This window comes from Streptomyces camponoticapitis (assembly GCF_014646115.1).
Taxonomy (GTDB): Bacteria; Actinomycetota; Actinomycetes; order Streptomycetales; family Streptomycetaceae; genus Streptomyces; species Streptomyces camponoticapitis.
This window is the reverse complement of the sequence record NZ_BMMV01000007.1, coordinates 94,214-120,106: the sequence shown is the minus strand read 5'-3', so window position 1 is coordinate 120,106 and position 25,893 is coordinate 94,214. Positions and strand designations below refer to the sequence as shown.

Below are 25,893 nucleotides of genomic sequence, written 5' to 3'. Positions count from 1 at the left end.
CGCACCGATCAAGGCCATTTGGGGAAGGTGTCATGACTGCAAACGTCGACGGAGTGCCCGAGAAGTTCGCGACGCTCGGGCTGACATACGACGACGTGCTGCTGCTCCCGGGCGCGTCCGACATGACGCCCGACGAGATCGACACCTCCTCGCACATCTCGAAGAACGTCAAGGTGAACATCCCGCTGCTCTCCGCGGCGATGGACAAGGTCACCGAGGCGCGCATGGCCATCGCCATGGCGCGGCAGGGCGGCGCCGGCGTACTGCACCGCAATCTGTCGATCGCCGACCAGGCGAACCAGGTCGACCTCGTGAAGCGCTCCGAGTCCGGCATGGTCACCGACCCGATCACGGTCAACCCCGACGCGACGCTCGGCGAGGCGGACCAGCTCTGCGCCAAGTTCCGGATCAGCGGCGTCCCGGTCACCGACCGCGCGGGCAAGCTGCTCGGCATCGTCACCAACCGTGACATGGCCTTCGAGTCGGACCGTACGCGCCAGGTGCGCGAGGTCATGACGCCGATGCCGCTGGTCACCGGCAAGGTCGGCATCTCCGGCGTGGACGCCATGGAGCTGCTGCGCCGCCACAAGATCGAGAAGCTGCCGCTCGTCGACGACGCCGGTCTCCTCAAGGGCCTCATCACGGTCAAGGACTTCGTCAAGGCCGAGAAGTACCCCAACGCGGCCAAGGACGCGGACGGCCGGCTCCTCGTCGGCGCGGCCGTCGGTGTCGCCGGTGACGCGTACGAACGAGCCCAGGCGCTCGTCGAGGCGGGCGTCGACTTCATCGTCGTCGACACCGCGCACGGCCACTCCCGGCTCGTCGGTGACATGGTCGCCAAGATCAAGTCGAACAGCACCGTCGATGTCATCGGCGGCAACATCGCCACCCGCGACGGCGCCCAGTCCCTGATCGACGCCGGTGTCGACGGCATCAAGGTGGGTGTGGGCCCCGGCTCCATCTGTACGACGCGCGTCGTCGCCGGTATCGGCGTCCCGCAGGTCACGGCGATCTACGAGGCGTCGCTGGCCGCGAAGGCCGCCGGCGTCCCGGTCATCGGTGACGGCGGTCTCCAGTACAGCGGCGACATCGCGAAGGCCCTGGTCGCGGGCGCCGACACGGTGATGCTCGGCTCGCTGCTCGCGGGCTGCGAGGAGTCGCCGGGCGAGCTGATGTTCATCAACGGCAAGCAGTTCAAGTCGTATCGCGGCATGGGCTCGCTGGGCGCGATGCAGACCCGCGGCGAGCAGCGTTCGTTCTCCAAGGACCGGTATTTCCAGGAGGGTGTGGCGTCCGACGAGAAGCTGGTGCCCGAGGGCATCGAGGGCCAGGTGCCCTACCGCGGTCCGCTCTCCTCGGTCGTGCACCAACTGACCGGCGGACTGCGGCAGTCGATGTTCTACGTCGGTGGCCGCACCGTCCCGCAGCTTCAGGAGAACGGCCGCTTCGTACGGATCACCTCCGCGGGTCTCAAGGAGAGCCACCCGCACGACATCCAGATGACGGTCGAGGCGCCGAACTACACCAGGCGCTGACCTCCGGCTCGTCGGTGAGGGGCGGCCCCGCTCGATTCGGGGCCGCCCCTCACCGGTGTGCCGGGGCGGGTCGGGGATACTGAAGCCGCAGACGCAGAGGAAAGGCCACACATCGTGACTGAGATCGAGATCGGCCGCGGCAAGCGCGGACGCCGGGCGTACGCCTTCGACGACATCGCCGTCGTCCCCAGCCGGCGCACCCGCGACCCGAAGGAGGTCTCGATCGCCTGGCAGATCGACGCCTACCGCTTCGAGCTGCCGTTCCTGGCCGCCCCCATGGACTCCATCGTCTCGCCGAGCACCGCGATCCGCATCGGTGAGCAGGGCGGTCTCGGGGTGCTCAACCTCGAAGGTCTGTGGACCCGTTACGAGGACCCGCAGCCGCTGCTGGACGAGATCGCCGAGCTGGACCGGGCGACCGCCAACCGCAGGCTCCAGGAGATCTACTCCGCGCCGATCCAGGAGGAGCTGATCGGCCGGCGCATCAAGGAGGTGCGCGACTCGGGCGTGGTCACGGCCGCCGCGCTGTCGCCGCAGCGAACCGCCCAGTTCTCCAAGGCGGTTGTGGACGCCGGGGTCGACATCTTCGTCATCCGGGGGACGACGGTCTCCGCCGAGCATGTGTCGGGCGCGGCCGAGCCGCTGAACCTGAAGCAGTTCATCTACGAGCTGGACGTCCCGGTCATCGTCGGGGGCTGCGCCACGTACACCGCCTCGCTGCACCTGATGCGTACCGGCGCTGCCGGTGTGCTCGTGGGCTTCGGCGGCGGGGCGGCGCACACCACCCGCAACGTGCTGGGCATCCAGGTGCCGATGGCGACCGCCGTCGCGGACGTGGCCGCCGCGCGGCGCGACTACATGGACGAGTCCGGCGGCCGGTACGTGCACGTGATCGCCGACGGCGGCGTGGGCTGGTCCGGCGATCTGCCCAAGGCCGTGGCGTGCGGGGCGGACGCGGTGATGATGGGCTCCCCGCTGGCGCGCGCGAGCGACGCGCCGGGCAAGGGGCGCCACTGGGGCATGGAGGCGGTCCACGAGGACGTGCCGCGCGGCAAGTTGGTGGACCTGGGCGTCGTCGGGACCACCGAGGAGGTCCTGACCGGCCCCTCGCACAGCCCGGACGGCTCGATGAACTTCTTCGGCGCGCTCAAGAGGGCGATGGCGACGACCGGTTACAGCGAACTCAAGGAGTTCCAGCGCGTCGAGGTGACGGTCGCGGACTCGCAGCACAGCCGCTGAACGCGCGAAGGGTGCCCCGGACCGTACGTGTCCGGGGCACCCTTCGCGTTCGTGGACCGCTGCCGCCGCGCGGTCAGGCCTTCTTGGCCGCCGAGAACGCGGCGAACGCGGCGAGGGCGAAGAAGAGGAACGTCATCGCTTCCTTGCCCGCGTTCCACGCGTCGGTCAGCAGGCTGAAGTGGTCGAACAGCATCTCGGTCGTCGACAGGCCCAGCTCCTCGGCCCCGATGATCGCGATGCCGAAGATCTGGCCCAGGTAGACAGCTGCCAGCGCGAATACGGCGCTGACGACGCCGAGGATCGGGTTGGGTCCACCGACCTTGCCCGCGACCAGACCGATGACGAAGCCGACAGCGATCGCGGCGAAACCGATCTCGCTCTCGATCGCACCGGCGATGCCGCCGTAGATCGCGGCGGCGGCGATCGCGGTGACGGCCGCCGCCGCCAGCCCGAGGCCCACGTTGTCGCGGACCGGCGGGGCCGGCGCGAAGGGGTTGCCCGGGCCGGGCGGGACCGGACCGCCGGCGAACGGGTTTCCGGGCGGCTGGAATTGCTGGCTCATGTGAAGAATCCCCCAAGGAAAGCTCGCACCGTTGTGCGAGCGCCCTGGACCATAGCAGTCCGCTACGACACCGCCCCAGGCAATTGTCCGGAGGTGGACGGCGGACGGGCCCGCCGTCTCAGAGCCGGTGCGCCGCGCCCGCCGGGCTCGCTCCCCGGGTGTCGAGCAGCAACTGCGCCTTCACGGCGAGGCCCTGGAGGTCGTACGTACGGTGGTGCTGGAGCAGCACCGTCAGATCCGCCTGCGCCGCGGCCTCGTAAAGAGAGTCGGCGCGCGGGACCGGCAGATCACGTACGCGCCAGTCGGGGACGTACGGGTCCTGGTAGCTGACCGTCGCGCCCAGGTCCATCAGCCGGCAGGCGATCTCGGTGGCCGGTGAGCTCTCCTGGTCGGCGTGGTCCTGCTTGTAGGTGACGCCGAGCAGCAGGACACGGGCGCCGCGCGCGGACTTGCCGTGCTCGTTGAGGAGCGTGGCGCAGCGCTGGATCACGTACTGCGGCATGCGTGTGTTGATCTCCTGCGCGAGCCCGACCATGCGCAGCGGGTGGCCGGGGGTGCGGCCCGCGTGCGGGAGGTAGCTGGGGTCCATGGGGACGCCGTGGCCGCCCACGCCGGGGCCGGGGCGGAAGGCCTGGAAGCCGAACGGCTTGGTCTCGGCGCACCGGATGACGTCCCAGAGGTCGACGCCGAGATCGTGGCAGAGCACGGCCATCTCGTTGACCAGGGCGATGTTGACGTGTCTGAAGTTCGTTTCGAGGAGCTTGACGGTCTCCGCCTCGCGCGGGCCGCGCGCGCGGACCACCTTGTCGGTGAGACGTCCGTAGAAGGCGGCGGCCGATTCGGTGCAGGCCGGGGTGAGTCCGCCGATCACCTTGGGGGTGTTGGTGTGGCCGTGGGTGCGCCGGCCGGGGTCGAGACGGCCGGGGGAGTACGCGAGGTGGAAGTCGCGTCCGGCGCGCAGGCCCGAGCCCTCTTCCAGGATCGTGCGCAGAAACCCCTCCGTGGTGCCGGGGCCCGCCGGTGATTCGAGGAGAACGGTCGTGTGCGGGCGCAGCCGGGCGGCCAGGGCGTGCGCGGCCTCGCCGACGGCGGTGAGATCCAGCGTGCGGTCGGGGCCCAGCGGGGTGGGCGCGCAGATGACGGCGGTACGGACCCGGCCCAGTTCGGTCGGGTTGGTGGTGGGCCGGAAGCCGCCGGAGAGCATACGGCGCACGTCGGAGGCGGTGAGCGAGCCGTCGACCGGGGTGCGGCCCGCCGCGAGTTCGGCGACGGGCCGTGGATCGGAGTCGTAGCCGATGGTCTCGATGCCGGCGGCCACGGCGGCCTGGGCGAGGGGGAGGCCGAGATGGCCGAGTCCGATGACGGCGAGGTCTGCGGGCATGTGGGCCGTCCTTTCCCTTAACCGGAGGGGACAGAGAGCGCAACCCCTGTGGACAGAACGAGCGAGCGCAATGTCAGACTAGGCGTAAATATGACCGATATGCGTCATTACATGGCCGGATATTGGTGGACATGTCTGCCGAATTATTGGGTCCGATCCGATCTTCAGCCGGTGTTGTCCACAGCCGGTGGCTGAAGTCGGTGAGTGCGGACAGAATCGAAGAGCCCGAACAACACGGGGGGCGACGGGAGGCAGCGGTGAGGACAGCGACACTGGGACCGGAGGAGCGTGCCACGGCTCTGGCGGAGATGGCCGAGCGTGAACTGGACGTGTTGGTCGTGGGCGCGGGCGTGGTCGGTGCCGGGACCGCGCTCGACGCCGTGACCCGCGGACTCTCGACCGGGCTCGTGGAGGCGCGCGACTGGGCCTCGGGCACGTCGAGCCGGTCGAGCAAACTGATCCACGGCGGTCTGCGCTATCTGGAGATGCTCGACTTCGGCCTCGTCAGGGAGGCGCTCAAGGAGCGCGGCCTGCTGCTGGAGCGGCTGGCCCCGCACCTGGTGAAGCCGGTGCCGTTCCTCTACCCGTTGCGGCACAAGGGGTGGGAGCGGCTCTACGCGGGATCGGGCGTCGCGCTGTACGACGCGATGTCGCTCTCCTCGGGCCACGGCCGGGGCCTGCCGGCGCACCGCCATCTCTCCCGCCGCCACGCGCTCCGCGCGGCTCCCGCGCTGAAGAAGGACGCGCTGGTGGGCGCGTTGCAGTACTACGACGCGCAGATGGACGACGCGCGTTATGTGGCCACCCTGGTGCGTACGGCCGCGAGCTACGGCGCGCGTGTCGCCAGCAGGGCCCGCGTGGTCGGCTTCCTGCGCGAGGGCGAGCGGGTCGTGGGGGCGCGTGTGCGGGACGTGGACGGCGCCGGTGAGTACGAGATCCGGGCGAAGCAGATCGTCAACGCGACCGGCGTGTGGACCGACGACACCCAGGCGCTGATCGGCGAGCGCGGACAGTTCCACGTCAGGGCGTCCAAGGGCATCCACCTCGTCGTCCCCAAGGACCGCATCCACTCCTCCACCGGGCTGATCCTGCGGACCGAGAAGTCGGTGCTGTTCGTCATCCCGTGGGGCAGGCACTGGATCGTGGGCACCACCGACACCGACTGGGACCTCGACAAGGCGCATCCGGCCGCCTCCAGCGCGGACATCGACTATCTCCTCGAACACGTCAACTCGGTCCTGGCCGTACCGCTGACGCGTGACGACGTGGAGGGGGTGTACGCGGGACTCCGCCCGCTGCTGGCCGGCGAGTCCGACGCGACGAGCAAGCTGTCGCGCGAACACACGGTGGCGCACCCGGTGCCGGGCATGGTCGTCGTCGCGGGCGGCAAGTACACGACGTACCGCGTCATGGCCAAGGACGCGGTGGACGAGGTGGTGCACGGCCTCGACCAGCGGGTGGCGGACTGTGTCACGGAGGACACCCCGCTGCTCGGCGCCGAGGGCTACCGCGCCCTGTGGAACGCGCGCGCGGGGATCGCCGCGCGGACCGGACTTCATGTGGTGCGCGTGGAGCATCTGCTCAACCGGTACGGGGCGATGGTCGAGGAGCTGCTGGACCTGATCGCGGCCGACCCCGGGCTCGGCGAGCCGCTGGGCGCCGCCGAGGACTATCTGCGGGCCGAGATCGTGTACGCGGCGTCGCACGAGGGGGCGCGCCATCTGGACGACGTCCTGACGAGGCGGACGCGCATCTCGATCGAGACGTTCGACCGGGGGACGCGCTCCGCGCCCGAGTGCGCGGAGCTGATGGCACCGGTGCTCGGCTGGGACAAGGACCAGATCGAGAAGGAGGTCGAGCACTACCGCAAGCGCGTGGAGGCGGAGCGCGAGTCGCAGCGGCAGCCGGACGACCTGACGGCGGACGCGGCGAGGCTCGGGGCGCCGGACATCGTGCCGCTGTGAGGTGCCGGGGCGTCGGGGGTGTCCGGGGTGTCCGGGTCGTCGAGGCGATGTCCGAGATGATTCGTCCGAGGTGGCCGGGGCTCCCGGGGTGATTTGAGGCTGGTGGGGCGCCTGGGGCGGTCCTGTGACGAACGGCTCCCGGCGCCCCTGTTCGAGCCTCGAACATGGGCATGACCTGCGACGCGATCCGCCAGGTCCCGCCCAACAGCCCCGCGCCGGACTCCGCTTGGGACATTGTCGCGGCGGACCGCGGACCCGGGAGCATCGCATGCGCCGGAGTGAGGGACAATGAGGGCTCTGTCAGGGCGCGTTACCGCGCCGCGCGCGGGCAGGCGATAGGGGCCTGTCCTCGAACTGGCCCCGCCCGCCCGTAGGGCCGACGGACGACAGTTGACGTCAGGCCCAGGCGCGGGCGGACACCAGGGATCGCAGAGGGGACGCATGGCGGAGGCGGAGCAGTCGCGGGATACGGCGCGGGACCCCGGGAACGACACGGACGACATGGAGCGAGAGGCCGGATCGGCCTCCGAGACCCCATCGGCCTCCGAGGCCGAACCGGTCTCCGAGGGGCGCCTCCTCGCCGGACGGTACCGACTCGGTGAGGTGCTCGGCCGCGGTGGAATGGGCACGGTCTGGCGGGCTGTCGACGAGACGCTGGGCCGTACCGTCGCCGTCAAGGAGCTGCGCTTCCCCACCAGCATCGACGAGGACGAGAAGCGCCGCCTCATCACGCGTACACTGCGCGAGGCCAAGGCGATCGCCCGTATCCGCAGCAACGGGGCGGTCACGGTCTACGACGTCGTGGACGAGGACGACCGGCCGTGGATCGTCATGGAACTCATCGAGGGCAAGTCCCTCGCCGATGTCGTCCGCGAGGACGGGATCCTCACCCCGAGACGCGCCGCCGAGGTCGGGCTCGCGATTCTCGACGTGCTGCGCTCGGCCCACCGTCAGGGCATTCTGCACCGGGACGTGAAGCCGTCCAACGTGCTGATCGCCGACGACGGACGCGTCGTCCTCACCGACTTCGGCATCGCGCAGGTCGAGGGCGACCCGTCGGTCACCTCGACCGGCATGCTCGTCGGCGCCCCCTCGTACATCTCGCCGGAGCGCGCCCGCGGCAAGAAGCCCGGCCCCGCCGCCGACCTGTGGTCGCTGGGCGGACTGCTCTACGCGTCGGTGGAGGGCTGCCCGCCGTACGACAAGGGGTCGGCCATCGCGACCCTCACCGCCGTCATGACCGAGCCGCTCGACCCGCCGAAGAACGCGGGCGCGCTGGAAGAGGTCATCTACGGACTGCTGGCCAAGGACCCGGCGCTACGGCTCGACGAGCCGGGTGCGCGGGCCCTGCTCCAGGACGTCATCGACGCCCCCGACCCCTCGGCACTGCCCGAACCGGCCGCCAGCGCGACCCGGGTCGTGCCGCTCCCCCCGGTGCCCGCGCCGCGGTCGAAGAGCAGGACCAAGGAACCGGTCGGCAGCGCGAGCGTCGCCGGCGGCGCACAGCGGCCGGGCAGCGCGAAGGGCGCCGGTGCGGGAAGCGCCGGCACGGGCGCTGCGGCGGCGTCCCCGTCCGCGCCCGCGTCCACACCGGACCCCGGCACCGCACGGACCACGGCCACAAGGGCGTCGCTCACCGATGTCGTCCCGCGCCGCACGTTGATGATCATCGCCGGTGTCGTCGTGCTGGCGATCCTCGCGGTCGTCCTGGCCGTCACCCTGAGCGACGACTCCGACAAGACGGCCGGCGGCGACACGGGCAAGGACGACACCGCCGCGTCGGCCGGGGCCACCGCCGGTGACGGCGCCAAGGGCGGCACCGACGACACGAAGGACAAGGACAAGCAGCCGGATTCGGCCAAGGAGAGCGGTGACGGCAAATCGTCGGACCCCACGCCCTCGGACGACTCCGGCACGGACAACTCGGGGCCGGGTTCCGGCGACTCCGACGCCGGGTCGGGCGGCAAGGGGCTGCCGGACGACTTCAAGGTGATCACGGACAAGCAGTTCCGCTTCTCCATGGCGATGCCCGAAGACTTCCGGCTCACCGACACGGCGGGCCAGAACTCGGGCGGGATCTACAGCGAGGACAACGGATTCCCCCGTATCCAGGTCGACTTCAGCCCGAGCCCGACCGACGACGCGAAGCGCGCCTGGGAGCAGCTCGAAGCCCAGATACGGGGCACCCTCGGCAACTACAAGCGTCTGGGGCTCAAGTCGGTGGAGTTCAACGGTTATCCGACCACCGCCGACTGGGAGTTCGAACGCGACCAGAGGGGCGAACGGGTGCGTGTGCTGAACCGTGGCTTCAAGGTCGACGCCACGCACGGCTACGCGATCATGATCACCTGTGAGGCGAGCGAGTGGGACGACGACGAGTGCCGGACGCTCCGTGAGACGGCCCACAGCACTTTCAAGCCGTCGGGCTGACAGCGGGGCGCGGCGTGAACGCGTCGTGATGGCGTGAACTGGTGGGCGATACCACCCGTTCCGGTGATTGATGCGACTGTCTGTGGAGCGGCGCGCACGATGACCGGAACGGGCCACGGCGGGTGGTGGCCCGGTGCGCCGGGGCGTACGGGCGCGGGTTGCCGGGAAGGTTAAGACCTGTGTTGCGGTGACCCGGCGGCATATTTGTGTGCGGCCACGTATCGTGAGAGCTCGCGGACCGTACGCAGTCACAATGGGCCGGTAAACGACCGGAATTGGCGGTTTCGCGAGGTCTCCGACGATCCGGAGACCCAGGGACAGCGCGCGTGTGGGAGGCGTCGTGGACGACTACGCGGGACGGGTGCTTGCCGACCGCTACCGCCTGCCCCTGCCTCCGTCGGACGAGTTCGATCTCGTCGAGACACGTGCGTTCGACACCTACAGCGGGCAGGAAGTCCTCGTCAGGCAGGTGCCGTTGCCGGAGGTCGTGGACGCCGAGATGGTCGACCCGGACGGCGCCGCGGCCACGCGGCGGGTCTCGGGCCGTACGACACGCAGGCCCACGGACCCGGCGGTGCGCCGTGCCATCGATGCCGCCCAGAGCGCCGCGCAGATCCCCGACCACCCCCGGCTCGACCAGGTCTTCGACGTCTTCGCCGAGGGCGGCTCGCTGTGGATAGTGAGTGAACTGGTCGCGGCCAGGCCGCTGGCCGCCCTGCTCGCCGAGAAGCCGCTCAACCCCTACCGCGCGGCCGAGATCGCCTCGGACGTGCTCACCGCCGTGCGGGTCCTGCACGCCCACGGCTGGACCCACCGGAACATCACCATCCGCACGGTGCTCGTCTGCGACGACGGGCGCGTGGTGCTCACCGGCCTCGCGGCAGGCGCGGCCGAGGAGGCGCTCTGCGGCTACATGCCGGTGCCGGCATCGCCCGAGGAGGGCGGTTTCGACGCCGGTTACCGGCCCGTCGGCGAGATTCCGGGGCCCGTTCCGGGCACCGAACAGGCGCCGGAGCCGCAGACGGGCCTCGGCCTCGGCGGCGGTACGGACATGGCGGGCGTGCCGGGCGGCGGCCCGGGCGCCGCGGGTATCCCGGCCGGACGGACGGGCGCCTCCGAGGCGCTGCCGCCCGGGACCGCGCTCGGCGTGCCCGTGGGGCCGGCCTCGCCGGGCCGCGCCGCGCTGGAGACAGCCCGCTCCGCGGACGGCCCGTACGGCGAGGCGACCTACGGGGACGGCACGTACGGCGGCCGGTCCTACGGCGAAGTCCCTTACGACCAGGGCCCGTACGGGACCGACGCGTCCGGGCTGCCCGGCGTGGGCCGCGGCCCGGACACCGGTGACACCGGCGCCCGCCCCGACAGCGGCCAGGGCGGCGCGGAAGACGCCGACGGCCGGGACACCCATGGCGGTCCGGGCACGGCCGCCGACAGCGGTACGGGAGCGGCACCCGTCCTCCCGTACACGGGCAGGCCCGCCCTGCCCGCCAACCCCTCCCGCGGCGGCCCGGCGGACACCCGCGCCGCGCGCGCGGGAGCCATCGCCGCCTACCGTGCCGGAGCACGCGCCGCCGCCCGTGTCACCGAGGACCAGCAGCAGCGCGACAGCGGCACCCTGCCCGCACAGCGCCCCGTGCATCTGTCGGACCCCTCGGCCCCCGCCGGGCGCGGCGGCGCCCCGGAGGGCCCCCCGGGCGGGGCCGGAACGGCCGGACCCTCCCAGAGCGACAACCGCGACCCCGACTGGTGGGCGTTGCCGCCCCGCGAGATCGACGCCGGTCGCGGCAGGTACGACACCGACACCGACACTGACGCCGACGACCCCGACGACGACGACCCGGGCCGGCCCCGCCGCGTGCAGCTGGCCGGTACCTGGCACGACGGTCCGTCCGCCCCCGGCGACGGCTCCGCCCCGCTGTCCGCCGGCGGCGGCGACCCGTACCACCGGGCGACGGGCGGTCGCGGCGTACCGGCGCTGCCCCCGGCCGGCGGCTCGTCCCCGTATCTCCCGCAGCAGAGCGCGGGCGGCTCGGGGACCGGCGGCGGTGGCGGCGGCAGTTGGCACGGCTCGGGCACCAGCGACGCCATGCGCGCCGACGCCCAGCGGCAGTCGTCGAACCTGCCCGCCGTCCCCGGCTCGACCGCACCGGCGGGCCGCTGGGACGATGTCGTCGCGGGCGGCACGACCCCCGCGTACCGGGGCCCCGCCACCCCGCTCGCCGCCGAACGCGCGCGCCAGGCCCGGATAGCCGTTGTCGGCGCCGTCACCGAGCGGTGGGCGCCCGAGCAGGCCGGCCCGGTGCACGAGAACTGGCAGCTCGCCCCGCCCATCGGCCCGTCCACCGACCTGTGGGCGCTGGGCGCGCTGCTCTACCGCGCGGTCCAGGGCCACGCCCCGTATCCGGAGGAGAGCGCGGCCGAGCTGGTCCAGCTCGTCTGCGCCGAACCGCCCGCGTTCGCCGAGGAGTGCGGCCCGCTGCGTCCCGTCGTCGAGTCGCTGCTCCGGCAGGACCCCACGGAGCGCCCCGACTTCGAGGAGCTGCGCGGCTGGCTGCGTTCGCTGGTGCGCTCGGCGCCCGAGCCCGACGCGGGCCTCGACGTCGTCGCCGTGCCCTCCGTCGACGAACGCCTGCCCATAGTGCGCCGCAGGGGCGAGCTGGTCCGCAAGCGCCGGGGCCGCGGCCGTGGCGGCGACGGCCGGCACCGCCACAAAAAGGTCAAGGAGCGCAAGGAGAGGGGCGGCAGATCCTCCGAGCGGCGCGGTCTGGCGCACGCGTCGCGCGGTGAGACCTATGTGGAGCCGCGCCGCGAGCAGCCGGACCGCTCCTACCCCGAACGGGACCACCGGGACGACGACTTCGGCGACAGGGAGTACCGCGAGCCCAGGCAGCGGCCGAAGGGCGGCGGGTCGCCGCGCTCGCTCGGGCGCGTCCTGCTCGTCGTGATCCTCCTGCTGATGGCCGCGGCCATCGCCTTCGCGGTGATGTTCCTGCCGAAGGCCGACGAGAAGCAGTCGGGGACCGGGGCCGGTTCGAATCCGAGCGCGCCGGCGACGCCGCGACCGCAGGACCCGGACACGACCGCGGACAACGGCGCCGACGAGCCGGCGGATCCCAACTCCTCGACACCGCAGACCTCCGGCTCCCCGGCCGACCTCGCGGCCGGCTATGTCCTGCGCAAGGACACCGAGGGCTTCGAGATCGGCGTGGACAAGAGCTGGGAGCGCAGGCCGATCAACGACAGCGGCCAAGTCCGTTACGTACGCGGCGACTACACGCTCATCGTCGTGCCGGGACGCGACACCGTGGCCGACAACGGCGACGACCCGATGGCCTATCAGGCCGACAAGGAGCGGGAGTTGCAGCCCTTCCGGGATTCGTCGTGGGCCACTTCGTCGGGCCTGCGCCGGATCGACGTCGGACAACAGCCCATGGCCGAGGGCCAGTTCACCTGGCAGAACAGCAGCGGGCAGGAAGTCTACGTCCGGAATCTCGTCATGATCGTGAAGGACAGCTACCACATCATCCAGGTCATCGGCCCGGAGAACGAGCGGGACAAGGTCTCAGAGATCTACCAACAGGCCACCGGCTCCTACCGGATCACCCGCTGACGGCCACCGGCCGGCGGGGCCGGGGCCGACCAGCCGCGACCGGCCACCGACCGGCCGCTGAATCCCCCACCGGCCCCCCGCCTGGGGGCCGCTGACGGGCCGTCGGGTCCCGACGTTCCGTGTCACGGTGCGGTTTCATGCGCGGGCCCAGGTTCCGCGTCCGCGCCTCCGCTCCGTAATCTGTCATTCCGAGGAACAGGCGGGGGCACAGGCGGGGGCACGTGGAACATTCTGAGGAAACGCGCGAGGGCCAGACGCTCGCCGGGCGCTACAAGCTCGGTGAAGCCATCGGCAGAGGCGGCATGGGCCAGGTCTGGCGGGCCTACGACGAACTGCTCAACAGGACAGTCGCGGTCAAGGAGTTGACGGCCGCGCTGTACGTCTCGGCGGCCGACCGCGCCGTGCTGCACGCCCGCACCCAGAAAGAGGCCAGAGCCGCGGCCCGGATCAGCCATCCCGCCGTGGTGACGGTCCATGACGTGCTCGACCACGGCGGCCGGCCGTGGATCGTCATGCAGTACGTGGACGGCCCCTCGCTCGCCGACGCGCTCACGTCCGACCCCATCGTGGTGCGGGAGGCGGCTCGCATCGGCCTCCAGGTGCTCGCCGCACTGCGCGCGGCGCACGCGGCGGGGGTGCTGCACCGCGACGTCAAGCCCGGCAACGTCCTGCTCGCGCGGGACGGCCGGGTGCTGCTGACGGACTTCGGGATCGCCGCCATCGAGGGCGACTCGGCCATCACCCGGACCGGTGAACTCGTCGGCTCCATCGACTACCTGGCCCCCGAGCGGGTGCGCGGCAGCGATCCGGGACCGGCCTCCGACCTGTGGTCGCTCGGCGCGACACTGCACACGGCGGTGGAAGGGACGTCACCGTTCCGCCGTACGTCGGCGGTGGCCACCATGCAGGCCGTGATCACCGACGACCCCCCGGCTCCGCTACGTGCCGGGCCGCTCGCGCCCGTGATCACCGCGCTGCTGCACAAGGACCCGGAGGCCCGCCCGGACTCGGCCGAGGTCGAGCGGATGCTGCGGGAGGTGCTGGAGGGGCGGGAGCCCGAGGCGGCACGGCGGGAGGCCGCCACCGCTCCGGTGCCGCCCCACACACCGCATCAGCAGGACCAGCAGCCGGAGACCTCACAGCCCCAGGCCCAGCACCCACAGGCTCTCCAGCCCCAGCCCCAGCACCTCCACACCCCGCCGCCGCACACCGCGACGCCGTACCCCTCCCCGTACGGGCACACTCCGCCGCACGCGTACCCGCAGTCGACCAGCCCCCAGACCGTCCCCACGCCCGCCGCGAAGCGCCGTTGGCCCGTGGTGGTCGTCGCGGTCGTCGCCGCCGCGCTGATCGGCGGCGTCGCGGGCTACTTCGCGATCGAGGCCGGGAACAATGACGACCCGGGCACGAGCGCCGGCGCGAACCCGGAGCCGAGCGGATCCTCCTCCGACGACGGCAAGGAGCCGAGCCCGAACAACGGCACGGGCGGCAGCGAGGACGGTGACGGAGGAGAGGAGAGCACCGGCGGCGAGAGCACCGACGGCGACGCCGTCCCCGACGGCTGGGTGCGGGTGGACGATCCGGCGGGCTTCAGCCTCATCGTCCCCGACGGCTGGCAGCGCCAGATGGACGGCGACCAGATCGACTACACCCCCGACAACGGCCTCCACCTCCTGCGTATCGCCGTCGACACCACACCGGACTTCGAGAATCCGTACCAGCACATGAAGAACATGGAGCTGGAGGTCGGCAAACTGCCCCTGTACGACCGGGTCAAGATGCGTCCCAACAATTTCCGCGGCCAGACGAAGGCCGCGCTCTGGGAGTTCACCTGGACCGAGCGACAGGGTCACAAGGGGGAGCGCCGCGCGATCGACCAGATGTACTACTCGGCCGACGGCTCGACCGAGTACGCGATCTACATGTCCGGTCCGGTCGGCGACTGGTCCACCACCCGGTCCCAGTTCGACATCGTGCTCGGCGGCTGGCAGCCGGACGGCGAGGGCAGGTCGGACAGCACGGGCGAGTGAGGGCGGGCCCGCACGAGCGCACGAGCCCTTACGACGCATGACTGAGACCGTGATGTCACGGCTCTGCACCCGCTGCCACCCCGTGGTGGCCATCGAGATGTGCTTTCCGTAAGGATGTGGTCATGACGAACGACGGGGGACGGGCGAACGAGCCCACCAGCTACGGACTTCGACCGCCGCACCCACAGCCGCAGGCGCCTCAGCCGTATCCGCCGCACCAGGGGCAGCCCCCGCAGGTGCCGCCCCAGACCGCCCCTCAGAGCGCTCAGGACTCCCCGTACCAGCCGACGCAGCGGAGCCCCCAGAGCCCCACCGCGCCCGACCCGTCGGCCGGACGCCTGCTGGGCGGCCGCTACCGGCTCGTCTCGCGGCTCGGGCACGGCGGCATGGGCACGGTCTGGCTGGCGCACGACGAGGTCGTGGACCGCGACGTCGCCGTCAAGGAGCCCCGGGTGCCCGAGCATCTGAGCGCCCAGGAACGCGACACCGTCCACCGGCGGATGCGGCGCGAGGCGACCTCCGCCGCGCGGATCGACCATCCCTCGGTCGTCACGATGCACGACGTGGTCGTCGAGGACGCCAAGCCGTGGATCGTCATGGAGCTGGTACGCGGCCAGTCGCTCGCCGACCGTCTTCAGGAGGGAACGCTCGACCCGCGCGAGGCGGCCAGGATCGGGCTCGACGTACTGGACGCGCTCAACGCCGCCCACGAGGCCGGTGTGCTGCACCGCGACGTGAAGCCGGACAACGTCCTGCTCGGGCGCGCCGACCGCGTCGTGCTCAGTGACTTCGGCATCGCCCAGGTCGAGGGCCAGCAGGGGCTCACCGAGACGGGAGCCTTCGTCGGCTCACCGGAGTTCATCGCCCCGGAGCGGGTGCTCGGGCAGCGCCCCGGCCCCGAGTCGGACCTCTGGTCGCTGGGCGTCGTGCTGTACGCGGCGGTCGAGGGGATGTCCCCGTACCGCCGCTCGAACATCCCCGCCACCCTCCAGGCCGTGCTCTCCGCCGAGCCCCAGATACCGGCCCGCGGGTCGGGCGCCTTCGGCACGGTCGTGATGCAGCTCCTGCGCAAGGACCCGGCGGCACGTCCGACCGCCGCCGAGGTGCGCGCGGTGCTGGAGTCGGTGGCGCGTCCGCCGCAGCTCTCCCCGGAGGCGACGAGGCTCTACCAGGGCGAGGGCAACGGCGCACCGGGCGGCGGCAGCAAGTGGCTCCCGCCGGTCCTGCACGGTAACCGTCCGGCGCAGTACGGCCTCGGCGGCGGGCTGCTCGCGGTGGTCCTCGCGCTGGTGCTGATCTTCTTCAACCCGTTCGCGTCCGAGGGGCTGCCGGAGGGCTGGGGGGTCCGCCCGGAGGCGGAGATCCTGGAGGCCGAGATCGCCGTCCCGAAGGACTACCGGCGCTCCCAGGAGCCCCAGACCGAGGAGACGCGCGTCAGCTTCGCCGATCCGAGCGGGGTCTTCCACATATCGATGGAACAGGTCCAGAAGCGGCCGGACAACCAGATACTGGCGCCCGAGCCGAAAGTCTGGGAGGCGCACTACTACGGCGGCGGCGAGAGCGGTACGGAGATGAAGGAAGCGAAGTACTCGACGCGGCGGTCGTCGTTCGACGGCTCGGACAAGGCTTTCGAGAACGTCGTCGACTTCACGTCGTACTCCGACTCGTCCGAGGAGCCGGTCCGCCACCGCTACCACGAGCTGGTCGTCCCCGGCGAGGAGGATGTGTACTGGCGGCTGCGCGTGAGCATGCCCGCCCAGGGCGACGCCATGAAGGACGGCGAGGAACTCTTCTCGAACGTCGTCAAGAATGTCGTGATCGACAGCGACTACCTGCCCTGAGCGCCTGATCAGGGCTTATCCGCCAGCGATCACCGGCGCGTTCGTCGCGGGCCGTCCCGCCGGCCGGCGGGTGCTCGTCGTCCGAGCGGCGGACGGCCGGGCGGCGACCGGTGAAAAGGTGTTACCCGCGGGTACCGAAAGGTCCGGATGCGGCATACCCTCGCCCTCATGACGGACTCACAGGCCCCCACGACCAATCCCGTGGTTCCGGTGCCCGCCGGCGTGCGCACCGCCGCCAACGTGGTCACTCCCGAAGTGCTCGCCCAGCTCATCAGGGGCGTCGTGGGTTCCGGGCAGACCTCGAACCACACCCCGGCCACCGGCGAGAAACTCGCCGACCTGCCCGAGTCCACCCCCGAGGACGTCGCCGAGGCCTTCGCGCGCGCCCGCGCCGCACAGCCCGTCTGGGCGGCCACCCCCGTACGCGAGCGCGCCGCCGTCCTGCTCCGCTTCCACGACCTGCTGCTGGAGCGCCAGGCCGAGGTGCTCGACCTCATCCAGCTGGAGACCGGCAAGGCGAGGCTGCACGCGCACGAGGAGGTCCAGGCCGTGGCCGTCGCCGCCCGCCACTACGGGCGCAAGGCCCCCTCGTATCTGCGGCCGAGACGGCACACCGGCGCCGTACCCGTCCTGACCAAGGTCACCGAGCAGCGTCAGCCGCGCGGTGTCGTCGGCCAGATCGCGCCCTGGAACTACCCGCTGGAGCTCTCTGTCGGCGACGCCCTGCCCGCCTTCGTCGCGGGCAACGCCGTGGTGATGAAGCCCGACACCGAGACCGCGCTCACCGCACTGTGGGCGCGTGACCTGCTGGTGGAGGCCGGGCTGCCGGCCGGGCTGTTCCAGGTGGTGCTCGGCGAGGGACCGGTCATCGGGCCCGAGGTCGTCGAGCGCGGCGACTACATCTCCTTCACCGGCTCCACCCGCACCGGCCGCGAGGTCGCCCAGCGTGCGGCGAGCCGGCTGGTCGGCGCCTCCCTCGAACTCGGCGGCAAGAACGCCATGCTGGTCCTGCACGACGCCGACGTCGAGAAGGCGGCGGCCGGGGCGGTGCGCGCCTGCTTCTCCACCGCCGGCCAACTCTGCATCTCCATCGAGCGGTTGTACGTCCACGAGTCGATCGCCGACGCGTTCGTCGAGCGGTTCGTCGCCCGCACGAAGGCGATGCGTCTGGGCAGCGCGCTCGCGTACGGGGCCGACATGGGCTCCCTCATCAGCGAGCGCCAGCTCACGACCGTGACCAGCCATGTCGAGGAGGCGGTCGCCAAGGGCGCCACGGTCCTCGCGGGCGGCGTCGCGCGCCCCGACATCGGGCCGTACTTCTACGAGCCCACCATCCTGGAGGGCGTCGAGGCGCCGATGTCGGTCTGCACCGAGGAGACCTTCGGGCCGGTCGTCTCCATCTACCGGTTCGGCGACGAGGACGAGGCCGTCGAGCTGGCCAACTCCACGCCGTACGGCCTCAATTCGAGCGTCTGGACGCGTGACGGCAGGCGCGGGCACGCGATCGCCGCCCGGCTGCGCACCGGCACCGTCAACATCAACGAGGGTTACGCCCCGGCGTACGGCAGCGTCCGGGCGCCGATGGGCGGCATGAAGGAGTCCGGCCTCGGCCGCAGGCACGGCTCCGAGGGCATTCTCAAATTCACCGAGGTACAGACCGTCGCGCAGCAGCGCGTGCTGCCGATGGCACCGTCGATGGGCATGGACGACGAGAAATACGCGGCGTTCATGACCAGGAGCCTGCGCGCGCTCAAGGCCTTCCGGCTGCGCTGATTCGAAGAAGGAGAGCCGATGTCAGGGGACACCCGTGCCCGGGGCCCGGAGGACGAGGTCGAGCCGGCGGACGCCGACGACACCGGTGACGGCTACGACTACGACGTCATCGTCGTCGGGTCGGGCTTCGGCGGCGCGGTCTCCGCGCTGCGGCTGACCGAGAAGGGTTACCGCGTCGGGGTCCTCGAAGCCGGCCGCCGCTTCACGCCAGGCACCCTCCCCAAGAACTCCTGGGACATCAAGAACTATCTGTGGGCCCCGGCCCTCGGCCTCTTCGGCATCCAGCGGGTCCATCTGCTCGGCAATGTGATGGTCCTGGCGGGCGCCGGTGTCGGCGGCGGCTCGCTCAACTACGCGAACACGCTGTACGTCCCTCCGAAGGCGTTCTTCGAGGACAAGCAGTGGGCCGGCATCACCGACTGGCAGGCCGAACTCGCCCCGTACTACGACCAGGCCCAGCGCATGCTCGGCGTACGGCTCAACCCGACCATGACCCCCTCCGACGTCCATCTCAAGGCGACCGCGCAGGCGATGGGCGTGGGCGACACCTTCCATCTCGCGCCGGTCGGGGTCTTCTTCGGCGACGGCAAGGACGCCGACGGAAAGGAGCGGGCCGAGCCGGGCGCGTCCGTCGGCGATCCCTACTTCGGCGGCGCGGGCCCCTCCCGGACGGCGTGCTCCCAGTGCGGCGAGTGCATGACCGGCTGCCGGCACGGCGCCAAGAACACGCTCAACGAGAACTATCTCCACCTCGCCGAGCAGGCCGGGGCCGTCATCCGCCCCATGACGACCGTCGTCGACATCGCCGAGGACCCGGCCGGCGGCCATCGCGTCGCGACCGTCCCCACCCACCGGCGTAAGTCCGCGCCGCGGGTGCTGCGGGCCCGCCATGTGGTCGTCGCGGCGGGGACGTACGGGACGCAGACCCTGCTGCACACGATGAAGGACCGGGGCCGGCTGCCCCGGCTGTCCGACCGGCTCGGTGAGCTGACCCGTACCAACTCCGAGGCCCTGGTGGGCGCGCAGACCACCGACCGGCGCTACCGGAAGAAGCACGGAGCCGCCGCCGGTGGCCGGGGCGGGGCGGACTTCACCCGTGGTGTCGCCATCACCTCCTCCTTCCATCCCGACGCCGACACCCATGTGGAGCCCGTCCGTTACGGCAAGGGCTCCAACGCGATGGGCTCGCTCTCGATCCTCCAGGTCCCGTACAGCGAGAACGGACGCCGGATAGCCGGCTGGCTCGGCAACATGGCCAGACACCCCCTCCGCGCCGCCCGTTCGCTCTCCAACCGGCACTGGTCGGAGCGGACCATCATCGGTCTGGTCATGCAGTCCGTCGACAACTCGCTGACGACGTACCGCAGACAAGGTGGCCTCGGCAAAGGACTGCTGACGGCCCGTCAGGGGCATGGCGCCCCCAACCCCAAGCAGATCGCGGAGGGCACGCGTACGGCGACGATGCTGGCCGAGGAGATCAACGGCTTCGCCGGCTCGAACGTCGGTGAGCTGATGGGCACTCCGCTCACCGCGCACTTCCTCGGCGGCTGCCCGATCGGGGCGGACGCGGAGCACGGCGTGATCGACCCGTACCACCGGCTGTACGGGCACCCCGGCATCTCGGTCGTCGACGGCGCGGCGGTCTCCGCGAACCTCGGCGTCAATCCGTCGCTCACCATCACCGCGCAGGCCGAGCGCGCGATGTCGTTCTGGCCCAACAAGGGCGAGAGGGACCCGCGTCCGGAGCAGTCGGCGGGGGCGGCGTACGTACGGCAGGAGGCGGTCGCGCCGAAGTCGCCCGCGGTCCCGGCGTCGGCCTTCGGGGCGCTGAAGCTGCCGTTCCTCGGGCTGCCGACGGTGCCGCCGAAGAGAGCGTCGTAGCGCCGTCGGGCGTCCGGGCGGCAAGGAGGCGCTGCACCCCCCTCCGAGTGCAGCGCCTCCGGTCTCGCGGCCCGCGTCAGCGGGCTCTGCCGGCCGCGGGTTACGCGGCGGCGTCACCGCCCCGGCGACGGAGCGCGAACACCAGGCCGCCGCCCGCGACGACGGCGAGTCCGGCCGCCGTGCCGACGGCCGGCAGCAGGGAGTTGGAGCCGGTCTCGGCGAGGCTGCCGTTCGCGGCGGCGGGCAGTGGCTCCGCCCCGCCCTGCGGCTTGACGTCCGCGGGGCTCTCGCCCTTCTCGGGCTCGGCCGGCGGGACGTCGACAGGCTCCGTGCCGGCGGCCAGGACCTGGAAGCTGTACCACTTCTCGTCGAGCGCGCACTTGCCCTTGTCGACGGTCACCGCGAAGGCGATCGCGACGGCCGAACCGGCCGGGGCCTTCGCCGCGATCTTGAGACGGAGCCGGAGCGAGTACGTCTCGCCCGCCTCGACGTCGAGGAGTCTCCCGGCGATCGAGCCGCCCTCGGAGAGCTCGTTGACCCACTTCTCGCCGTCGTAGTACTCGAACCGCGCGTACGTGGAGGTCAGGCTGGACTCGAAGGAGCCATGGGCGTCCTTCTTGTAGAGAACGACGGCGCCGAGGTCGACCGACACGGCCTCCTCGCCGTTGGTGTTGTCGAGGTCCAGATCGAACTTCTTCCAGCCCGAACCGGCGACGATCGCGCTGGGGAGACCGGAGAGCGTGGCGTGGAAGTCGGCGTCCGCGCACTCCTCGTCGGGAGGCGTGGGCTCTTCCTCTTCCCCGTTCTCGTCCCCGTCGTCCGCGTCGTCGTCCTCGCCGCCCGGGGTCGCGGGCTCGTCGTCCTCCGCCGGGGGTTCGGCCTTGCCGGGCGCCGTGACGACCTCGTCGTCACCGGGCGGCGGACTCTGCTCGTCCGCGGGCGGGGTCACCACTCCGTCGTCGCCGGACGGCGGACTCTGGTCGTCCGCGGGCGGGACTTCGGACTCGTCGTCCGAGGGCGGGGTCTCGTCCCCGTCGTCCGAGGGCGGCGGCGGGTTCTCGTCGGGCGGGTTCTGGGTGGTGCCGGTGGCGCCGGTGTCACCATCGGCCGCGTACGCGGCCGGCGCCGCCAGGAAGGCGGCGGGGGCCATGACGGCGGTCGCGGCTGCGACGGCCATGGCGCGGCGGAGCTTCATGAAGACCTCAGCGAAGTCCGGGCACCGCGGGACGGGCGGTGCGGAGTCTACGGGCGCTCCGACGTGGGGCAGGGGAGACCGTTGTTTCGCATGATGGACCTGTGACCTGGGCAAATAGTTGCCCACTTCTTCACAGAATTCTTATGTGACGGCCGTCACATCCCGCGCGTCGATGTCCGGCCGCGCGCGACAAGGGCCCCGCGGGCCCGGTCCGAAGCGAATCGGAGGGGCGCCTGCGGGGCCCTTGTCGTCGGCACCGCGGCGTCAGGGCGGCGCGCGGTGCCGGATCGCGGCGCTGGGGGGGGTGAGCGCCGCGAGTTCGGGACGGTGGACTGGTGGGCGGTGACGCAAGAGGCGGAAGGGCTTGAGGAGCGGTCGGACGGCCGGGCACGGGGGGATCCGTATCCGTATGCGGTCGGCCCCGGGCGTCCCCGGTGCCGACCGCTCTTGGGGTGACCGGGCATGCTGTCCCCTGCCGACCGGTCACTCGCGCTGGGACGAGGTCCCACGACGCACCAGCGGTACGTCACACGCCCCAGCGAAGCCACGCGTGGTTTGTTCGTGCCCGCCCCTGGCTGGCACGGACATCGGGACCAACGAAGGCCCGGCGGGTCCGGTCACGCGCCGTACGGGTGAGGATGCGCCCGAACCCATGTCCGTACGGCCCTGGGGACTTGGGGCCGTACCGCCTCCGTACCCGCTCAGATCCGACCGCGTGAGAGCTCCAGCAGCGTCATCGCGAGCGCGGTGCCCGGGGTGCCGAGCGCGTCGCTGAAGCGGCCCAGGATCTCGTTCTCGCGGGAGAGGTTGACCCGGCGTCCGCCGGAGGCGATGCGGGCGTTCTGGATGACCGCCGAGACGGCCATCCGTTCCTGTACGAGACCGATGATCCGGTCGTCCAGCGCGTCGATGCGCTCGCGCGCGCCGTCGATCACCCCTGCGGCCTCGTCGGTACGGGCTCCGGTGCGGTCGGTGACGGTCATGAAGGGCTCCTCTGTACGAAGGGGGAGACCCCGAGCGGCGAACATCCGGCCCGGACAACGCAGGACGCCCCGGGCCTTGTCGGCCCGGGGCGCCTGGGAAGTCGCTTGTCAGCTCAAGCGGCACGACCATGGCAGCCGGACGGGCCGGTGCCATAGGTAAAGACGAAGGTCGAGTGCTCGCGCATGGCAGCCAGTATGCCCGAGGGCCGCCGGGAGCCCCCCCGCGGGTTCGGATGCTGAGACGAAAAGCTGTGTTCGGCCCCCGTTAGAATCGGGGTACCGAACCCCTTCACCGCCGGAAGGCCGCGCCCGTGCCAGCAGTACCCCCCGCCGCCCCCGACGCCGTACTCGTCGTCGACTTCGGCGCGCAGTACGCCCAGCTCATCGCCCGCCGCGTCCGCGAGGCCCGGGTCTACAGCGAGATCGTCCCCTCGACGATGCCGGTGGCCGAGATGCTGGCCAAGAACCCCAAGGCGATCATCCTCTCCGGCGGCCCGTCCTCCGTGTACGCGGAGGGCGCCCCCTCCGTGGACCGCGCCCTCTTCGAGGCCGGGGTCCCGGTCTTCGGCATGTGCTACGGCTTCCAGCTGATGGCGACGGCACTCGGCGGGACGGTCGACAACACCGGCTCGCGTGAGTACGGCCGTACCGCACTGCACGTCTCGCAGGCCGACTCCACCCTCTTCGGCGGCACCCCGGACGAGCAGCAGGTCTGGATGTCGCACGGCGACGCCTGCTCCGCCGCCCCCGAGGGCTTCACCGTCACCGCCTCCACCGACGTGGTGCCGGTCGCCGCCTTCGAGAACGACGAGAAGAAGCTGTTCGGGGTCCAGCACCACCCCGAGGTGATGCACTCCACGCACGGCCAGCAGGTTCTTGAGCACTTCCTCTACCGGGGCGCCGGCATCGAGCCGACCTGGACCACCGGCAACGTCATCGAGGAGCAGGTCGCCGCGATCCGCGAGCGGGTCGGCTCCAGCCGCGCGATCTGCGGTCTCTCCGGCGGAGTGGACTCCGCTGTCGCCGCCGCCCTCGTGCAGAAGGCCATCGGCTCGCAGCTGACCTGCGTGTACGTCGACCACGGTCTGATGCGCAAGGGCGAGACCGAGCAGGTCGAGAAGGACTTCGTCGCCGCGACCGGTGTGCAGCTGAAGGTCGTCGACGCACAGGAGCGCTTCCTGGCCGCGCTGGCCGGGGTCTCCGACCCCGAGCAGAAGCGGAAGATCATCGGCCGCGAGTTCATCCGGGTCTTCGAGCAGGCGCAGGCGGAGATCATCGCCGAGGCCGAGCCCGGCGAGCCGGTCGAATTCCTCGTCCAGGGCACGCTCTACCCGGACGTGGTCGAGTCGGGCGGCGGCAGCGGCACGGCCAACATCAAGTCGCACCACAACGTGGGCGGACTCCCCGAGGACCTGGAGTTCTCCCTCATCGAGCCGCTGCGCCAGCTCTTCAAGGACGAGGTCCGGATGGTCGGCCAGGAGCTGGGCCTGCCGGACGAGATCGTCCACCGCCAGCCCTTCCCCGGGCCGGGTCTCGGCATCCGTATCGTCGGAGACATCACGCGCGAGCGCCTCGACCTGCTGCGCGAGGCGGACGCCATCGCCCGCGAGGAGCTGACGGCGGCCGGTCTCGACCGCGACATCTGGCAGTGCCCGGTGGTGCTGCTCGCGGACGTCCGGTCCGTGGGCGTGCAGGGCGACGGCCGCACGTACGGCCACCCGATCGTGCTGCGCCCGGTCTCGTCGGAGGACGCGATGACGGCGGACTGGACGCGGATGCCGTACGACGTACTGGCGAAGATCTCCACCCGCATCACCAACGAGGTGCCGGACGTGAACCGCGTGGTCCTGGACGTGACGAGCAAGCCGCCGGGCACGATCGAGTGGGAGTGACCGCTCCTCCCAGGTCAACGCCGATGCCGTCGCTCACTCGTTTGGGCGGCGGCATCGCCATATGCCCTGGGTAGGCTTGCCGCACGGACCGGAATCCCGTCCATGGGAGGAACCATGACCGCTGAGCCGCTGCGCACCACCTCGTGGCCGGTGCCGCCGCAGGACGGTTACACCGTGGACGATCTGCTGACGCTGCCCGGGCTCCCGCCGCACACAGAGCTGATCGACGGGAGCCTGGTTTTCGTGAGTCCGCAGCGGGATTTCCACAGCATCGTGATCGACATGCTGATGGCCGGACTGCGCCGCACCGCTCCACCGGAAGTGCGTGTACGGCGCGAGATGACCGTCCAACTCGACGAGCGCAATGCCCCCGAGCCCGATATCTCCGTCGTACGTGCCGAAGCCCTGGGGAGCCGACAGCAGACGCGTTTTCAGGCGGCGGACGTCTCGCTCGCCGTCGAGGTGGTTTCGCCGGACTCCGAGTCACGTGACCGCGACACCAAGCCGCACAAATACGCGCGCGCGGGCATCAAGAACTTCTGGTTGGTGGAGATGGCGGGAGCGGACGAACACCCGGTCGTCCAGGTCTACGAGCTGGCCGAGGTCACGCAGTCGTATGCGCTGGTCGGTATCTTCCACGAGCGGCTGAAGCTCTCCGTCCCGTTCGACATCGACATCGATCTCGCGGACGTCGACCACCTCTGAGCCCCCGCAATTCGTTCGCACCGGCCGCTCGTCTGTGCGAGCGTCTCCCCCCATGTCCGACGACGAACTGAACGCCATCCTCGCCGCCCCCAACAACCCCCTCCTGACCTGGAACGCACCCCTCTCCGACGAACACGCCCGCTCACTGGTCGACGCCTGTTCGCTGCCCGACGGCGGGCAGGTGCTCGATCTCGGCTGTGGCTGGGGCGAGTTGCTGCTGCGGATGGTCGACGGTGCTCCCGGCAGCACCGGTGACGGCGTGGAGAAGGATCCCGTCGCCGTCGGGCGCGGGCGACGGCTCGCCCGGGAGCGGGGGCTCGACAGCCGGGTCACCTTCCACGAGAGTTCCGCCGACGCGTGGACGCGGACCGGATACGACCTGGCGGTATGCATCGGCGCCGTGCACGCCTGGCCCGGCTCGACCCGCGAGGCGCTGCGCGCCCTGCGCGCGACCGTGAAGCCCGGCGGGCACGTGCTGTTCGCGGACGGATTCTGGACAGTCCCGCCGACCGGCGCCGCGCTGACGGGACTCGGCGCCGTCGAGGACGAATTCGTCGGCTCGCTCGACGACTTGGTCCGGGCCGCCGCCGACGCCGGCTTCGCACCGCTCCGTACCACCGTCGCCGACCAGCGCGAATGGGATGTCTTCGAGTCCAACGGCCGGGCCGGCTGGGGCGAGCGGTGGGCCCTGGACCACCCCGATCACCCCCTGCGCGACGCCGCCCGGGCCACCGCGGCCCGGCACCGGGCGGGCTATCTCGGCGGCTACCGGGGGTACATGGGCTTCGCGTATCTGGTCCTCGGCGTCTGACCCCCTCCCGGATACGGCACAATTCCCAGTCACAGCAAGGAAGTTCACCCGGAGCGACAAC

Annotated in this window: 16 protein-coding genes; 12 read left to right on the top strand and 4 right to left on the bottom strand. The window is 71.5% G+C overall.

What is annotated here, in order from left to right; all coding sequences use genetic code 11:
* Positions 1–32: 32 nt before the first annotated feature.
* Positions 33–1,535, top strand: a complete 1,503-nt coding sequence (gene guaB / locus IEY79_RS13005) for an IMP dehydrogenase (protein ID WP_189107597.1) — start codon at positions 33–35, stop codon at positions 1,533–1,535.
* Positions 1,536–1,649: 114 nt separating this feature from the next.
* Complete coding sequence (locus IEY79_RS13000; RefSeq protein ID WP_189107596.1) at positions 1,650–2,774, top strand: GuaB3 family IMP dehydrogenase-related protein; 1,125 nt, start codon at positions 1,650–1,652, stop codon at positions 2,772–2,774.
* A gap of 73 nt (positions 2,775–2,847) precedes the next feature.
* Here IEY79_RS13000 and IEY79_RS12995 read toward each other — a convergent pair whose 3' ends face one another.
* Both IEY79_RS12995 and IEY79_RS12990 read right to left on the bottom strand, forming a co-directional pair.
* The gene (locus IEY79_RS12995) at positions 2,848–3,336 is read right to left on the bottom strand and encodes a hypothetical protein (protein ID WP_189107595.1); all 489 of its coding nucleotides are present in this window, start codon (positions 3,334–3,336) and stop codon (positions 2,848–2,850) included.
* A gap of 118 nt (positions 3,337–3,454) precedes the next feature.
* Entirely contained in the window at positions 3,455–4,717 is a 1,263-nt protein-coding gene (locus IEY79_RS12990) for a nucleotide sugar dehydrogenase (protein WP_189107594.1), read from the bottom strand.
* Positions 4,718–4,974: 257 nt separating this feature from the next.
* Here IEY79_RS12990 and IEY79_RS12985 point away from each other — a divergent pair, with 257 nt between their 5' ends.
* The 7 genes from IEY79_RS12985 (at position 4,975) to IEY79_RS12955 (ending at position 20,246) form a co-directional block, all read left to right on the top strand.
* Positions 4,975–6,681, top strand: coding sequence for a glycerol-3-phosphate dehydrogenase/oxidase (locus IEY79_RS12985; protein ID WP_189107593.1), 1,707 nt, complete (start codon positions 4,975–4,977; stop codon positions 6,679–6,681).
* A 501-nt stretch (positions 6,682–7,182) separates the two neighbouring features.
* Positions 7,183–9,111: a serine/threonine-protein kinase gene (locus IEY79_RS12980; RefSeq protein ID WP_373292536.1), complete on the top strand. Its 1,929-nt coding sequence runs from the start codon at positions 7,183–7,185 to the stop codon at positions 9,109–9,111.
* A 340-nt stretch (positions 9,112–9,451) separates the two neighbouring features.
* Positions 9,452–12,721, top strand: coding sequence for a serine/threonine kinase C-terminal domain-containing protein (locus tag IEY79_RS12975; RefSeq protein ID WP_189107591.1), 3,270 nt, complete (start codon positions 9,452–9,454; stop codon positions 12,719–12,721).
* A 221-nt stretch (positions 12,722–12,942) separates the two neighbouring features.
* Positions 12,943–14,751, top strand: coding sequence for a serine/threonine-protein kinase (locus IEY79_RS12970; RefSeq protein WP_189107590.1), 1,809 nt, complete (start codon positions 12,943–12,945; stop codon positions 14,749–14,751).
* 122 nt (positions 14,752–14,873) lie between these two features.
* Positions 14,874–16,592, top strand: a complete 1,719-nt coding sequence (locus IEY79_RS12965; RefSeq protein WP_189107589.1) for a serine/threonine-protein kinase — start codon at positions 14,874–14,876, stop codon at positions 16,590–16,592.
* 168 nt (positions 16,593–16,760) lie between these two features.
* Positions 16,761–18,365 (top strand): succinic semialdehyde dehydrogenase, encoded by a 1,605-nt coding sequence (locus tag IEY79_RS12960; protein WP_189107588.1) that lies wholly within the window; start codon positions 16,761–16,763, stop codon positions 18,363–18,365.
* An 18-nt stretch (positions 18,366–18,383) separates the two neighbouring features.
* Positions 18,384–20,246 (top strand): GMC family oxidoreductase N-terminal domain-containing protein, encoded by a 1,863-nt coding sequence (locus IEY79_RS12955; RefSeq protein ID WP_189107587.1) that lies wholly within the window; start codon positions 18,384–18,386, stop codon positions 20,244–20,246.
* A 100-nt stretch (positions 20,247–20,346) separates the two neighbouring features.
* Here the strand turns inward: IEY79_RS12955 and IEY79_RS12950 are convergent, their stop codons facing one another.
* Positions 20,347–21,441, bottom strand: a complete 1,095-nt coding sequence (locus tag IEY79_RS12950; protein WP_189107586.1) for an LPXTG cell wall anchor domain-containing protein — start codon at positions 21,439–21,441, stop codon at positions 20,347–20,349.
* Positions 21,442–22,142: 701 nt separating this feature from the next.
* Positions 22,143–22,424: a chorismate mutase gene (locus tag IEY79_RS12945; RefSeq protein WP_189107585.1), complete on the bottom strand. Its 282-nt coding sequence runs from the start codon at positions 22,422–22,424 to the stop codon at positions 22,143–22,145.
* A 311-nt stretch (positions 22,425–22,735) separates the two neighbouring features.
* Between IEY79_RS12945 and guaA the strand changes: the two genes are divergently transcribed.
* From guaA to IEY79_RS12930, 3 genes are all read left to right on the top strand, one after another.
* Entirely contained in the window at positions 22,736–24,316 is a 1,581-nt protein-coding gene (gene guaA / locus IEY79_RS12940) for a glutamine-hydrolyzing GMP synthase (protein WP_189107584.1), read from the top strand.
* A 114-nt stretch (positions 24,317–24,430) separates the two neighbouring features.
* Complete coding sequence (locus IEY79_RS12935) at positions 24,431–25,021, top strand: Uma2 family endonuclease (RefSeq protein WP_189107583.1); 591 nt, start codon at positions 24,431–24,433, stop codon at positions 25,019–25,021.
* A gap of 52 nt (positions 25,022–25,073) precedes the next feature.
* Positions 25,074–25,832, top strand: coding sequence for an SAM-dependent methyltransferase (locus IEY79_RS12930; protein WP_189107582.1), 759 nt, complete (start codon positions 25,074–25,076; stop codon positions 25,830–25,832).
* Positions 25,833–25,893: the final 61 nt, after the last annotated feature.